Origin of the sequence: Rhizobium sp. C1, assembly GCF_021026335.1 — a bacterium.
Taxonomy (GTDB): domain Bacteria; phylum Pseudomonadota; class Alphaproteobacteria; order Rhizobiales; family Rhizobiaceae; genus Ensifer_A.
In genome coordinates this window covers 774,275-787,447 of record NZ_JAJNCY010000001.1, presented here as the reverse complement: position 1 = coordinate 787,447, position 13,173 = coordinate 774,275, and the positions used below count along the sequence as shown (strand labels likewise).

13 protein-coding genes are annotated in these 13,173 nt (G+C 59.2%); 8 read left to right on the top strand and 5 right to left on the bottom strand.

Going from position 1 to position 13,173, the window contains the following annotated elements:
* Nucleotides 1-19 precede the first annotated feature (19 nt).
* Nucleotides 20-292, top strand: a complete 273-nt coding sequence (locus LQK83_RS03950; RefSeq protein WP_230835959.1) for a hypothetical protein — start codon at nucleotides 20-22, stop codon at nucleotides 290-292.
* Nucleotides 293-558: 266 nt separating this feature from the next.
* Nucleotides 559-1,116, top strand: coding sequence for a hypothetical protein (locus tag LQK83_RS03945; RefSeq protein WP_230835958.1), 558 nt, complete (start codon nucleotides 559-561; stop codon nucleotides 1,114-1,116).
* Nucleotides 1,117-1,259: 143 nt separating this feature from the next.
* Here the strand turns inward: LQK83_RS03945 and LQK83_RS03940 are convergent, their stop codons facing one another.
* Nucleotides 1,260-2,546 (bottom strand): amidohydrolase family protein, encoded by a 1,287-nt coding sequence (locus LQK83_RS03940; RefSeq protein WP_230835957.1) that lies wholly within the window; start codon nucleotides 2,544-2,546, stop codon nucleotides 1,260-1,262.
* Nucleotides 2,547-2,703: 157 nt separating this feature from the next.
* On the opposite strand from LQK83_RS03940, the gene LQK83_RS03935 reads away from it, so the two are divergent.
* Together LQK83_RS03935 and LQK83_RS03930 are read left to right on the top strand one after the other, a co-directional pair.
* Entirely contained in the window at nucleotides 2,704-3,783 is a 1,080-nt protein-coding gene (locus LQK83_RS03935; RefSeq protein WP_230835956.1) for a glycosyltransferase family 61 protein, read from the top strand.
* Between the two features lie 45 nt (nucleotides 3,784-3,828).
* The gene (locus LQK83_RS03930; RefSeq protein WP_230835955.1) at nucleotides 3,829-4,182 is read left to right on the top strand and encodes a YigZ family protein; all 354 of its coding nucleotides are present in this window, start codon (nucleotides 3,829-3,831) and stop codon (nucleotides 4,180-4,182) included.
* Between the two features lie 40 nt (nucleotides 4,183-4,222).
* Here the strand turns inward: LQK83_RS03930 and thrS are convergent, their stop codons facing one another.
* A complete protein-coding gene (gene thrS / locus LQK83_RS03925) occupies nucleotides 4,223-6,232 on the bottom strand; it encodes a threonine--tRNA ligase (protein WP_230835954.1) in 2,010 nt (669 codons plus the stop codon).
* 165 nt (nucleotides 6,233-6,397) lie between these two features.
* A complete protein-coding gene (locus LQK83_RS03920) occupies nucleotides 6,398-8,359 on the bottom strand; it encodes an ATP-binding protein (protein WP_230835953.1) in 1,962 nt (653 codons plus the stop codon).
* A 944-nt stretch (nucleotides 8,360-9,303) separates the two neighbouring features.
* Between LQK83_RS03920 and LQK83_RS03915 the strand changes: the two genes are divergently transcribed.
* A complete protein-coding gene (locus LQK83_RS03915) occupies nucleotides 9,304-9,759 on the top strand; it encodes a hypothetical protein (RefSeq protein ID WP_230835952.1) in 456 nt (151 codons plus the stop codon).
* A 30-nt stretch (nucleotides 9,760-9,789) separates the two neighbouring features.
* Here LQK83_RS03915 and yidD read toward each other — a convergent pair whose 3' ends face one another.
* Both yidD and LQK83_RS03905 read right to left on the bottom strand, forming a co-directional pair.
* Nucleotides 9,790-10,131, bottom strand: a complete 342-nt coding sequence (gene yidD, locus LQK83_RS03910; protein ID WP_230835951.1) for a membrane protein insertion efficiency factor YidD — start codon at nucleotides 10,129-10,131, stop codon at nucleotides 9,790-9,792.
* 9 nt (nucleotides 10,132-10,140) lie between these two features.
* The gene (locus LQK83_RS03905; RefSeq protein WP_230835950.1) at nucleotides 10,141-10,587 is read right to left on the bottom strand and encodes an iron-sulfur cluster assembly scaffold protein; all 447 of its coding nucleotides are present in this window, start codon (nucleotides 10,585-10,587) and stop codon (nucleotides 10,141-10,143) included.
* Between the two features lie 427 nt (nucleotides 10,588-11,014).
* Between LQK83_RS03905 and folE the strand changes: the two genes are divergently transcribed.
* From folE to LQK83_RS03890, 3 genes are all read left to right on the top strand, one after another.
* A complete protein-coding gene (gene folE, locus LQK83_RS03900) occupies nucleotides 11,015-11,632 on the top strand; it encodes a GTP cyclohydrolase I FolE (RefSeq protein ID WP_230835949.1) in 618 nt (205 codons plus the stop codon).
* A gap of 5 nt (nucleotides 11,633-11,637) precedes the next feature.
* A complete protein-coding gene (hisI, locus tag LQK83_RS03895) occupies nucleotides 11,638-12,090 on the top strand; it encodes a phosphoribosyl-AMP cyclohydrolase (protein WP_230835948.1) in 453 nt (150 codons plus the stop codon).
* A gap of 109 nt (nucleotides 12,091-12,199) precedes the next feature.
* The gene (locus LQK83_RS03890) at nucleotides 12,200-13,168 is read left to right on the top strand and encodes a patatin-like phospholipase family protein (protein WP_230835947.1); all 969 of its coding nucleotides are present in this window, start codon (nucleotides 12,200-12,202) and stop codon (nucleotides 13,166-13,168) included.
* Nucleotides 13,169-13,173 lie beyond the last annotated feature (5 nt).

Genomic DNA, 13,173 nt, shown 5'->3' with positions numbered 1-13,173 from the left:
ATCTCACGGGAGAAGAGCGATGCCGCATGTTTCAGGCTTCATGCCGCCTTATTTTCCGGAAGGCCGCAGGATTCAGGCGCAGAATGGCGCGATGAATCTCCAGGCCGCCACTGCGAATGTCGCCGCGGCCAATCACGACACGCCCTATTACCACGGCGATTACAGTCTCTTGAGACAGATGTTCGAACTGGCCGCCAACCCGAAGGCGCCCGGTACGGGCGTTCCCTTCCGCGTTGCGCAGACCGCTTATGAAGAACATCTCAAGCTCGGGCCTACGACCGCACTCAGGTAACCGCGGCCGAAGGGTCCGACGGCTCGGAGAACGCCCACAAGAAAAATGAGATATATATAAAATTCTACCTTTTGAATTGAATATAAATTCCGGATTGGTGGCATAGAGCTGATCCCGAATGCTTCTCAAAAAAGAATAGCCCTCCGCATCGTCGGGTAGATCAGGCGGGCTTACGACAAACAGGACTTGCCCGGTCAAAAGACGACGTCCGGAGGCGATGGCGCGGAAGCGAAGAATTGTCAGGCGGATAACACGAAAGGTCAGTCATGCGTATTTCTCAGAACACGGCAAGTGCCGCCGCCTACAATCCGGCCTCCGAAGCTCCGGCCAAGAAGGGACGCGAACTCAGCGACACCCAGAAGGCTGTCCAGGCGCAGTTGGCGCATAACCGTCAGCAGTCGAAAGTGGATGCCGACCGCCTCGCCGCCGTTACCTCGCCGCCCAAGACGCAATCCACTGCGGACGCCGCAACGGCAAAGGCCGGCGCCGCGCAGGCCACGGCAGCCGCATCGACAGTTTCGACCTCGACCCGCGCTGCAGCCAACGCACGCAGCGTCGACGCAACCGACACCGTCGGCGCAGCGGACAAGAAATCCGACCGCAAGCAGTCGGTTTTCGACAAGCAGCACGCCTATAACCAGTCGATGGCGCGCATCAATGCCGCCATGTTGGCCAAGGTCAGCCACACCGACACGGCCAAGCCGGAGACCGTCAAGGCTGATGCCGCCAACGCCTCGAGCACTGCCGCACAGGCCGCGACCGCAAAATATATGGAAAACAACGGCGCGAATTCCGGAACGTCGACAACGATCTTCCGCGCCTGATCGACCGCCAGCAGAGCAATTCCGCCGAAAGCGGGGACCGGTTTCGCGTCCGGAATTGTCAAAATAAAGATGTAGGGCATCTCGGTGTTTCTCTGAAACACTGAATGCTCCGGCCTCACGATCCTCCCATCAGCGGGGCGGAATTACGCCACTGGCGCGTAGTCCGCCCCGTCGACCGTTTCAGGCCGGCCGTCCAAGAAAAGCGCACTGACGCGCGGCGCGGTTCTGGAAATCACCTTCCCGGCCTTGATGACATGGAGACGGTTCGCCTTGAGCCGCAGCGCCTCGGCCGCATCGTGCGCTTGCAGGATGACGAAGTCGGCCTTCGCGCCTTTTTCGATGCCGTAGCCTTCGATCCCCATCGTCCTTGCCGAATTGACTGTCAGGCACTGGAAGATCTTTTTCTTGTCCTCGATGCCGGCCATCTGCGCCACATGGATCGCCATATGGCCGACTTCCAGCATGTCGCCGGCGCCCATATTGTACCAGGGGTCCATCACGCAATCATGCCCGAAGGAAACGTTGAGGCCGGCCTCCATCAGCTCCTTTACCCGCGTCATGCCGCGCCGCTTAGGATAGGTGTCATGCCGGCCCTGCAGCATGATGTTGATCAACGGGTTGGGGATGACATTGATCTCAGCCTCCGCCATCAGCGGGATGAGCTTGGAGACATAGTAATTGTCCATCGAATGCATCGAGGTCAGGTGCGAGCCGGCGACGCGGCCCTGCAGGCCGAAGCGCACAGTCTCCGCCGCCAGCCGTTCGATATGGCGCGACATCGGATCGTCGGTCTCGTCGCAATGGATATCGACCGGCAAGCCGCGCTCGGCCGCAATCCGGCACAGCGCTGCGAGCGATTGTCCGCCCTCTTCCATGGTCCGTTCGAAATGCGGGATACCGCCGACGATATCGAGCCCCATGTCCAGCGCCCGTTCGAGCGATTTCACCCCGTCTGCCGCGCGGTAATAGCCATCCTGCGGAAAGGCAACGAGCTGCAGATCGATATAAGGCTTCACCCGCTCGCGCACCTCGATCATCGCTTCCGCTGTCACCAGTCGGGGATCTGACGTATCGACATGACTGCGGATGTAGAGGAGCCCCTGTGTCACCGCCAGGTCACAATAGCGCAGCGCCCGTTCGACCAGCGCCTCCCGTGTCAGCGTCGGCCGAAGCTCGCCCCAGAGCTGAATCCCCTCCAGCAGCGTGCCGGAGACATTCATGCGCGGGAGCCCCAGCGACAGCGTCGCATCCATATGAAAATGCGGATCGACAAAGGGCGGCGAGACGAGCCGTCCCGTCGCATCGATCACCTCGTCCGCCTCAGCCACAATGCCGGCCTCGACAGCCGTAATCCGGCCGCCGCTGACGGCAATGTCGACCCCGATACGTCCATCGGGAAGGTTGGCGTGTCTGATGAGGAGATCGAACATGGGCGGGAATACTCATACTGGGAGGAATGATGGATCAAATGTTTCAGGAGGATCACCGGGCCGTCAAGGTCTCTTCCATCATGCTGCACCATCACCGCGCAAGTTTATCAGGCCACGATGTGGCAACGACTGCCACTCGAACGGAACAAGAGAACGCATGCCCCCATTGACCATCCCCAGTGAAACCGTCCCCGGCTGGTCGCCCCGCTTCGAAATCTCGCCCGCCGTCACCGAGATCAAGACCTGGGACCGCGCCAGGGCGAAGGGGCCGCTGGACATGACGCATTTCGCCGAAGCGTATGAGGCTCCCGCCATCACCTTCACCCCGCTGGGCAGGACGACCGTCCCCGGCAACAGCTTCTGCGTTCGCGGCGAAGAGCTGGGCGTCCTGCGCGAATCCCTGACGCTGGTCGGCGGCGCGATGTGGGCGGAAGTCGTGGTGCCGGGCGACAAGCTCGTTTCGATCGACAATGAGGAACCGGCGCTGGTCTGCGGCAATCTGGCGGTGATCAACTACTATCACTGGACGCTGCAATGCCTGGCGAACCTTCTGGTCTATCGCCGCCTGACCGGCTCGGATGATTTCACCGCCATTGTCCCGACGCTAACGGGCTTCCGCGCGCAACTCGTGGCGCTGTCGGATTTCTGCGGCCGCACCGTCGAGATCGAAGCTGATGAGGTGCTGACCGCCAATCATGGCATTTACGGCAATCTCTGCGGCGGCGCCTTTTCCTTTGCACCGCATCCGGCGACCATGGCCGAATTCGATGCGCTGGCGGCAGAGGTCGAGGCCGAGCGCAGCTTCGGCAAACGCATCTATGCCTCGCGGCTCGACGCCCGCAACATGCGCGGCGTGGTCAATGAGGAGGCGGTCTGCGACCTGATGCTCCGCCACGGCTTCGAGATCATCACGCCGGGCGAGCTTTCCGTCGAAGAACAGATCGCCGCCTTCCGCGACGCCGACGTGATCGTCAGCCCGCATGGCGCTGGCCTCGCCAACCTCGTCTATTGCCGGACCGGCAGCCGCACCCGCGTCGTCGAACTCCTGCAATCGAGCTATATTCCCGGCTCCTATATCCGCATCTGCCAGGCCAAGGGCCTCGACTATACCGGCATCGTCAGTTCCGACGCCATGCCGCTGGACGAAAACGGCAACCCGCTGCCCCAGCGCAATTTCAACAACATCAACAACGCCGTCGATCTCGATCTTCTGGACAAGGTCCTCTCCGGGCTTTGACCGCCAAAGCTTGCCCAGGCTTTCTCCAGCGTTTAAAGCCGCCCCATGCTGATCCTCGACAACATCATCTCCGATCGCGGCTCCAAATACGCCGTCTCCGGCGGGCCTTGCCGCTCGGCTGCCGAGGCGAAGGCCTTTATCGATGAGCTGAAGCAGACGAAGAAATTCGCGAAGGCGACGCATAACAGCTGGGGCCTGATCTGCGGCGAAGGTCCGCTGAAGAACGATGACGGCGAAAGCGGCGCGGGCGCGATCATCGTCCGCATGCTGGAGCGCGAGGGCTTGAACGATCACATCGTCGTCGTCACCCGCTGGTATGGCGGCAAGCATCTCGGCGGCGACCGCTTCCGGCATGTCACCGATGCCGTGCGCACCTATCTCGATGCGCTGAAAGCCTGAAACAAAAAGGGCGGAACCGAAGTCCCGCCCCTCATCTCGTTCAAGCCACCCGGGCGGCCCGGGCGGCCTTTTCGGCCGCCTTGCGCTTCACATCCGGCGGCGTCGCCTCGTCGGCGAGCGTCGAAAGCGCTTCGGCCAGCGTCATCGACGTCTGGTTCTGCGAACCGAGACGGCGGATATTCACCGTCCGCTCCTCTGCCTCGCGCTTGCCGCAGACGATGATCGCCGGCACCTTGCCGACGGAATGCTCGCGGATCTTGTAGTTGATCTTCTCGTTGCGGAAGTCTGTCTCCACATGGAGACCGGCATCCCGCAGAAGTTCAGCCACTTCGCGGCCATAGTCATCCGCCTCCGACGTGATCGTCGCGACCACGACCTGCACCGGCGCGAACCAGAGCGGCATATGGCCGGCGAAGTTCTCGATGAGAATGCCGAGGAACCGTTCCATCGAGCCGCAGATGGCGCGGTGGATCATCACCGGCTGCTGCTTTTCCGAATTGTGGTCGATATAGAAGGCGCCGAAGCGTTCCGGCAGGTTGAAGTCGACCTGCGTCGTGCCGCATTGCCATTCACGGCCGATGGCGTCGCGCAGGGTATATTCGAACTTCGGCCCGTAGAACGCGCCCTCGCCCGGCAGGATGCCGGTCTTGATGCGGCCTTCCGACTGTTCCTCGATGGTCTTGAGAACCTCCATCATGACGCTTTCGGCGCGATCCCACAGCGCATCCGACCCGACCCGCTTTTCCGGCCGCGTCGAGAGCTTCACGACAACCTCATGGAAGCCGAAATCCTCGTAGACCGAAAGGATGAGCTGGTTGATGCGCAGGCATTCCGCCGCCATCTGCTCGTCGGTGCAGAACACATGCGCGTCGTCCTGCGTGAAGCCGCGCACGCGCATCAGCCCGTGCAGCGCGCCCGACGCCTCATAGCGATGCACGATGCCGAATTCGGCCAGGCGAATGGGCAGCTCGCGATAGCTCTTCAGCCCATGCTTGAAGATCTGCACATGGCCGGGGCAGTTCATGGGTTTAAGCGCAAAGACGCGGTTGTCCGCTTCCTTGTCTTCCGGATGCGTGAAGGCGTAGGCCGATTTCACCGCGAACATGTTTTCCTGATACCAGCCCCAGTGACCGGAGGTCTCCCACAGCGAAGCATCGAGCACCTGCGGCGCATTGACCTCCTCATAGGTGCCGGAAAGACGGCGGCGCATATAGGCCGTCAGCGTCTGGAACATGCGCCAGCCCTTGGAATGCCAGAACACGACGCCCGGCCCCTCTTCCTGGAAATGGTAGAGATCCATTTCGCGGCCGAGCTTGCGGTGATCGCGCTTTTCCGCCTCTTCCAGAATGTGGAGATAGCTGTCGAGGTCTTCCTGCTCGGCCCAGGCCGTGCCGTAGATGCGCGTCAGCATCGGATTATTGCTGTCGCCGCGCCAATAGGCGCCGGCCACCTTCATCAGCTTGAAGGCCGTGCCGATCTGCCCCGTGGAGGCCATATGCGGCCCGCGGCAAAGGTCGAACCAGTCGCCCTGATAATAGATCTTGAGGTCCTGGCCTTCGGGAATAGCATCCACCAGCTCGACCTTGTAGCCCTCGCCCTTGTCGGCAAACACCTGTTTCGCCTTCTCGCGCGACCAGATCTCCTTGGTGAAAGGCTGGTTGCGGGCGATGATCTCCTTCATCTTCTTCTCGATCTTCGGCAGATCTTCGGTCGTGAAGGGCTCGTTCTTCGCAAAGTCGTAATAGAACCCGTTCTCGATCACCGGCCCGATCGTGACCTGCGTGCCGGGCCAAAGCTCCTGCACGGCCTCGGCCATGACATGCGCCGCATCGTGGCGGATGAGTTCCAGCGCGCGCGGATCGGTCCGCGTCACGATCTCAATCTTGCCCTCGGTGACGGGGTCGGAAAGATCGCGCACCACGCCATCGATCGCAACCGCAATCGCCTTCTTGGCCAGCGACTTGGAAATCGATTCCGCAACATCCTTGCCAGTCGCACCGGCATCATAGGATCGAACGGAACCATCGGGAAAAGTCAGGGAAACAGACATCTTGAGTCTCCTTTATCCAGTCCCGCCTACGAGCGCGGGTGGAGGTGGTTGGGGGCGACGCGGGGCGCAGAGGCCGAGGGCGTCGCGGGACGTTGCGCGGTATAAGGGGAAACGGCGAGGATGGGAAGGGGTGGCAGGTCGCGATTGCGCCAACAAAAGTGAGCGCTATTGGCCGCCGCCATAGAAGTGCTTCTGCCTTGCGAGTTCACTGTCTGAATCGTTCAGATAAGACACAAGATCTTGCAGACAAATGACTTCCATTCGTTTCTCCCTTGATTGGTAAAGAGCATGTGTTGCGCCAAAAAACTGTCTTACAGAGCCCTCATCGCCAATCAAAAACGCGGAAACGTCATATTCCCTGCGCGTTTTTGCGCCAATTTCCCAACATATCAAAAGATCTATGTCTGCTTGATATTTCTTCTCCTTGGCAACATCGTCTACAAGTGCGTCGGAACCATATTTGAATTCGAGAACGTAGGGTTTTGATTCCCTACGTTCGCTATTTTCCGCCACCCCAAGAGCGCGATCTTCACTATAGATGTGCATGGGATCATTATACTGTGTAACAAATATGCCATCATAGCGCTCGCTCTCGGTCGTTGCCAGGAAGCCATACCCTGACAAAACTCCCATTCCTACAAGCTCATGAAAAAGTGCGATTACATCCTGTTCGCTTTGTGGCTCCGAAAGCAAAGAAACCACCCGGTCATCAACCCTAAGCGCCAAAGGTTTGTCGCGGCGATGACTAAGCTGAGCGTTCACGAAGTCCCACAAGTCACGTGCAGAAACACCGGTTGGAGCTCCCGTATCCTCACGCATAAGCGCTAGGTAGCCCTTAAAGATGTCTACCGCGCGCCTGGACAATTCCTCGGCGAGCGCCTTTATTTCTGGCTGAAACACCTTCCGACCCATATCTGGGTTCCCATCTCGCAGATGGATGACTAGATGGGTATTGTTTTGATATCCGATTGTACTTGTCAAAGGAATGACTGACAGATCCCCTTGAGGCATGAAGTCGGACGCGAGTTGAAGACCTCCACGCAACAGAGCGGCGTTCTGCCTAACTCGTAGCGTGTCCTTCTGAAAGGTCGTCCATGTTTTTGCCGAACTCAAAAAGCATCCGTAGATCGAAACTTCATGCTTTTGCAAAAGGATTAGCTGTTCCTCATCGAGGTTACGGGTAAAGATTCTCTCATTCAAGATCTCACTCGAGTTCCAAACCTCCCAGACTGCGTCCAAGCGACGGTAATCGTCAGGAAGTCGTTGAAATCGAGTCGCCGGATCGCCCTTAACAGTATCTATTTTCTTCTCGATTTCCTTAATTGACTTCGTCTTTTTAATATCTGGGATTTCATGCGGATAATAATAGTCAACATTATCTTTGACTATTTCCGTGCGTCCGCCGCTTAGATCAGTAACGCGAACCTGATATCGCACATTGATGTCTCTGTTGGCGGCCGATAGGTACACCCCTCCCAAGGGCGTCTTTATTCTCAAAAGATCGAGCCATTGTTCGGCATTTGTCGCTTGCATCCACGTAAGCTGTGGACGTTGAGCTGACTCGATGTAGACCTCAACTGAAGTCCCGGACTCTTCGGAGGATAGTTCGTTATGACTGTCTGAAATCAAATTGAACTTTGGTCGCGCAAAGGAATCAGAACTATCTTCCGCCCATCGCCTGCCGTTGTTCAACTCACCCGCTATGACTGTGCCATCACGCTTCGTTATCAATCTAACGCATGAGAAACCGTAAGCTATAAATGTGGCACCTACACCCTTATGACCGCGAGACTCACGACGTAGTTTAAAACTGACGTTTGGCCTAAAGCAGTATTTGAACTGCTCCAAATTCATTCCACAACCATTGTCGGTTACTCGAACTTTATTTTCAGATAGATCTATATCAATCCAAATTTTTGGTTGAAAATTTGGAGAAATCCTCTTGCGATGGTCTAGTGCGTCGAGGGAATTTTGTAAAAGTTCTGAAAAGAGGTCGAAATACCCTGTATAACTTTTGAGAACATTCAATACCTCGCGGCGGATTGCTTCCTCTGCAATTTTCTGTTCTAGCCCATTTGGAAGCCCGTTCTCTGCCAGTGGGTCAAATCCCTCGATGTCAATTTCCATGTGGTCCGCCCTGTGAGTATTAGCTACACGATTCCGAATACATTATGAGAAACAACTCACGTAAAAAGACAAGCGCAAAAACAAATCTAAGTTGCATGGAGCTTTGATAGGGGACGAAATCTGCCCCCTCACCTGCGATTTCTAACACTTAGCTGAAGCTAAGATGTTGAAATCGCTTCCTCTCCCACAAGCGGAGAGGCTGAGCCGCAACCTCTCCTCCGTCATCCTCGGGCCTGTCCCGAGGATCTGCTACGGAGGAGATTCTGCTGCTCCGTCAATTGCTTGGCTTCGTCAGCAGATGGTCGGGACAGGCCCGACCATGACGGCGTTGAATGTGGTGCCGCGGTTGCCTCATCTGAATGCCCGAGAAAAAATTTCATCCCACAATTTCCCCGCCCTCCCCAACCTCCCTTATCCTAAACCCCTCCCGTCACCGGATGGGCCGGCGACGACTGGTTCAGGCGGGAGGAGAGCTTGATGACGTCCATCGTAACGTGCGGTGAATGTCATCAGGGGGCGCGGGCGGCGGTGAGCCTAACAACCTCACCGAAACGACTCCCCCGATGGGCTGCGAATAGCTCGGCGGCCTGGCTGCGCCAGAGAACCCGTCTGCCTCCGCAGGCGGTTTAGCGAGGCGGCCCGCGCTTGAGGACTGGAGTCGGATGAGGCTCCCCTTGGCAATCTCGACGGGCCGCGCTGGCGGGCCGCCGTTTTTATCTACCCAATCAGGGCGGCGCGTCAGCGTGGCTCTCCGGAAGTTTTTGGCCCGAGACAGGGGCAAGAGCGGCAGAACCGGAGTGGAACTCGGAAACAGGTTTTCCGGGGCGTACCGTTGCGCCCCAAGAGCATGTCGAGGAAAAGTGGGAACCGGTTTTCCGTCCGGACATGCGTCAAAACAAGGTCAGGAAGGCAGGGACGCGATGGCAAGGCGAAAGAGAAAGATCATGCCGGACATCATGCGGCGCGGATGGATCCGTCCGCTTGAGGTCGACGACGAGACGATCGAGGCAATGTTTCTAAACCGCTGGTTCTATCAGCAGACGGCGGACGCCTTGGGCCTGCCCGACCATTGCCCTAAATTGCGCTGCCGCCGTCGCCATGCCTGCGTTTCCTTCACGCCCGCCGCAGACTACTGTGCCGAGCCGATCAAGCTCTACCCGGCCTGCATCCGTAACGTCGATGCCGTCCGTCTCATCCAGAAGTCGGTTGAGGCCATCAATGCAAAGGCCGAGGAGGTCGGAGCCGATGCGGACGACGAAGTCTTTCTGCAGGCATTTCTCGCGGCGAGCGACAGCTTCCGCCGGGCGCGACTGGCCACAGAGGCGGCAGAGAAAGCAGCGGCGGAGAAGGCCAAGAAAGAGGCACAGTTTCGCTGGTGGCTTTGGAAGAAGCGGAAGTGAGGTCGAGGGCGGCAGACCCCCTGCAGCGCCTCAATGCTCCGGCCGCGAAACGCCCCAGAGCCGCCACGGCGCCCACCAGACAAACCGCCGTTCCAGCACCTCCGGCACCGGATCATACCCCCAGGTGCCGCCCGGTCCGCAGCGCATGAAGCGGAACAGCGCCATGAACGACCCTTTCCACAGCCCATGCCGCGCCACCGCCTCATAGCCATATTCCGAACAGGTCGGCGAATGGCGGCAGGACTGGCCGATAAGGGAGGAGAGCGTGAGCTGATAGGCACGGATCAGCGTGAGGCCGAGAAGCCGCCCGGGCGTCTTCGGAAACGCACCCTGCCAGTTGCGGGAATGGGGATGGTGGTGGTCAGCGCACAAGGAGAGCCCTCACCCCGCCGCGACCTTCGCCCCCGCCTCGATCTGGTCGAGACAGTCACAGACGGCGTCGAAAGTGAGCATGGTGGAGGCGTGGCGGGCCTTGTAGTCCTTGACGGGCTTCAGATAGCGCATGTCCTCGAAGCGGCCCGAAGGCCCCTCGCCGTCCGCCTTCAGCATGGCGAGCATGTCGGTCTTGGCCTGGCGCAACTCGTCGGCCGTAGCACCTATGACGTGTCGGGCCATGATGGAGGACGAGGCCTGGCCGAGCGCGCAGGCCTTCACGTCATGGGCGAAATCGGCGACCTTGCCATCCGCGACCTTGAGGAAGACGCGCACCTTGGAGCCGCAGAGCTTGGAATGCGCCATCGCGCTCGCATCCGCGTCCTCCAGGCTGCCGAGGCGCGGAATGTTGCCGGCGAATTCGAGAATGCGGGCATTGTAGATGTCGTCGATCATGGCCTTGAACCGGATGAAATGTCGGGCGCGGCAGAATACTGTCGCAAGCTGACAATGCGTTCGCTGTTTGCCTCTTTCCTAAAGGTGCAAACTTACTATATCTTATGTCGTGGATGGAGGCGCGTTTTGCAAGCTGCAAAACAGCGCCTTTTCTCTCCGGTTTTTTACGGCGAATTTTTCGAACGTACACATCCGTTTGAAATCTTCGTGCGTAAATGGATCAGAGTTTGGCGGATGCGTTCTCTTTTTTAGGGAACATTTCCGTTAGTATGGGAAACCGTGCCGGAGACCGCGCCTTGAACGCGGATCGAAAGCCCCGGAGCCCGCCATGGCGTCGAGAGCCTTTCCAAGGAAGGTTCTGCGTGCCGGTCTGGCGGTCCGAACCAAAACGGCCTGTGCTCGCGCCGAGGCAGGTCAGGAGGCCAGAATGGACGCAGTTGTAACACGGATCGGTTCCGCCAACACCGAAGCCAATCGCCCGAGCCAGAAGGACGCCGAAGAGGCAGTCCGCACCCTGCTCGCCTGGGCCGGCGAAGACCCGTCCCGCGAAGGCCTGCTCGACACGCCGAAGCGCGTCGCCAAGGCCTACAAGGAACTCTTCGGCGGCTATGACGAGGATCCGGTCGAGGTTCTGGGCCGCACCTTCGAGGAAGTGGCCGGCTATGACGACATGGTGCTCGTCGCCGACATTCCGTTCTTCTCGCATTGCGAACACCATATGGTGCCGATCATCGGCAAGGCGCATGTCGCCTATATGCCGGACGGCCGGGTGCTCGGCCTCTCCAAGGTCGCCCGCGTGGTCGACATCTTCGCCCGCCGCCTGCAGACGCAGGAATCGATGACGGCGCAGATCGCCTCCGCCATCGACACGACGCTGGCACCGAAGGGCGTGGCCGTCATGATCGACGCCGAGCACATGTGCATGTCCATGCGCGGCATCAAGAAGCAGGGCTCGACGACGCTGACCACGACCTTCACTGGCGATTTCAAGACCGATGCGGCCCTCCAGGCCCGCTTCATGACCATGCTCTACGGCCGGAAGTAAGGTCCATGTCCCTCACATTCTCTCCGCCACCTTCCAACAAGGCGGAACTTGAAGGCGCTGGCGCCTTCACCCCCAAATTCGACCGCGACGGCCTGATCACGGCCGTCGTGACGGATGCGCGCGACGGCGAACTGCTGATGGTCGCGCATATGAACGACGAGGCGCTGGCGCTGACGCTCGAGACCGGGATCGCGCATTATTTCAGCCGCTCGCGAAACATGATTTGGAAAAAGGGCGAGACCTCTGGCAATCTCCAGACGGTCAAGGAATTGCGCACCGATTGCGATCAGGACGCCGTCTGGCTCAAGGTCGAAGTCGCAGGGCATGACGCCACCTGCCACACCGGCCGGCGTTCGTGCTTCTACCGGGTCGCAAGGACCGAAGACGGCCGGGCGGTGGTTGAAATCACCGATCATCATCGCCATTTCGACCCGGAAGACGTCTATATCAAAAATTAGGCATATGCCTTGAAACGATACAGGCAACTCCCGCGTTTACGGTTTGGAAAGTCCTGCGCGCGCCTAATGTGATGGAACGGTGAACGTTCAGCGCTGTATGGGGAGTATCATGCTGAACTGGAGTTTGAAACGCGACAATGCAAACCAGTTGCAGGCCGACAAGGCCCTGACTCCTGACATCCCCTCGCACCCCCTCATCCCTCAACCCAAACGACCGGAACCGCGCATTGCGCTCGCCCTCGGTGGCGGTGCAGCGCGTGGCTGGGCTCATATCGGTGTCCTCAGAGCGCTGGACGAAGAAGGTATCAAGATCGGCATGGTCGCCGGCACCTCGATCGGCGCTCTGGTCGGCGGCTGCTATCTGGCCGGCAAGCTCGATGAGCTCGAAAGCTTCGCCCGCTCGCTGACCATGCGCCGCATCGCCGCCTTTCTCGACTTCACCATCGGCGGCGGCGGCCTGCTCGGCGGGCTGCGGCTGACAAAGCGGATGCAGGAACATCTCGAAGGTCTCGACATCGAAGACCTCGACCGCCCCTTTGTGGCTGTCGCCACCGAACTGAAAACCGGCCATGAAGTGTGGATGCATTCCGGCTCGCTGATCACCGGCCTTCGCGCATCTTATGCGCTACCCGGCATCTTCGAGCCCATCGTGTGCAACGGACGCGCGCTGGTCGATGGCGCGCTGGTCAATCCGGTGCCGGTCTCCGTCTGCCGCGCCTACGAACAGCAGCTCGTCGTGGCGGTCAATCTGCATTACGACCTCTACGGACGTTCGGCCGTCATCAAGCACACCGCCGCGCATCAGCCCACGACCTATCGCGACACCCAGTCGAAGCCGGACAACGAACGCCGGCATGGCGTAACATCCGTCATGGTCGAGGCCTTCAACATCATCCAGGATCGCATTTCGCGGGCACGGCTCGCCGGCGATCCGCCGGACCTGTCGTTGCATCCTCGGCTTGCCGATATCGGGCTGTCGGAGTTCCACCGCGCCGGCGAAGCCATCGACCGCGGCTATCAGGAAGCCAAGGTTAAGATCAGCGAAATCAAGCGCATGCAGGATGTCCTGCTGCGCTGATCTCT

Excerpts from the sequence above, each read along its gene's own strand:
- LQK83_RS03950 (WP_230835959.1), top strand. The coding sequence starts at position 20 with ATGCCGCATGTTTCAGGCTTCATGCCGCCTTATTTTCCGGAAGGCCGC.
- LQK83_RS03935 (WP_230835956.1), top strand. The coding sequence starts at position 2,704 with ATGCCCCCATTGACCATCCCCAGTGAAACCGTCCCCGGCTGGTCGCCC.
- LQK83_RS03920 (WP_230835953.1), bottom strand. The coding sequence starts at position 8,359 with ATGGAAATTGACATCGAGGGATTTGACCCACTGGCAGAGAACGGGCTT.
- thrS (WP_230835954.1), bottom strand. The coding sequence starts at position 6,232 with ATGTCTGTTTCCCTGACTTTTCCCGATGGTTCCGTTCGATCCTATGAT.
- LQK83_RS03930 (WP_230835955.1), top strand. The coding sequence starts at position 3,829 with ATGCTGATCCTCGACAACATCATCTCCGATCGCGGCTCCAAATACGCC.
- LQK83_RS03945 (WP_230835958.1), top strand. The coding sequence starts at position 559 with ATGCGTATTTCTCAGAACACGGCAAGTGCCGCCGCCTACAATCCGGCC.
- LQK83_RS03915 (WP_230835952.1), top strand. The coding sequence starts at position 9,304 with ATGCCGGACATCATGCGGCGCGGATGGATCCGTCCGCTTGAGGTCGAC.
- folE (WP_230835949.1), top strand. The coding sequence starts at position 11,015 with ATGGACGCAGTTGTAACACGGATCGGTTCCGCCAACACCGAAGCCAAT.
- LQK83_RS03890 (WP_230835947.1), top strand. The coding sequence starts at position 12,200 with ATGCTGAACTGGAGTTTGAAACGCGACAATGCAAACCAGTTGCAGGCC.
- hisI (WP_230835948.1), top strand. The coding sequence starts at position 11,638 with ATGTCCCTCACATTCTCTCCGCCACCTTCCAACAAGGCGGAACTTGAA.
- LQK83_RS03940 (WP_230835957.1), bottom strand. The coding sequence starts at position 2,546 with ATGTTCGATCTCCTCATCAGACACGCCAACCTTCCCGATGGACGTATC.
- LQK83_RS03905 (WP_230835950.1), bottom strand. The coding sequence starts at position 10,587 with ATGATCGACGACATCTACAATGCCCGCATTCTCGAATTCGCCGGCAAC.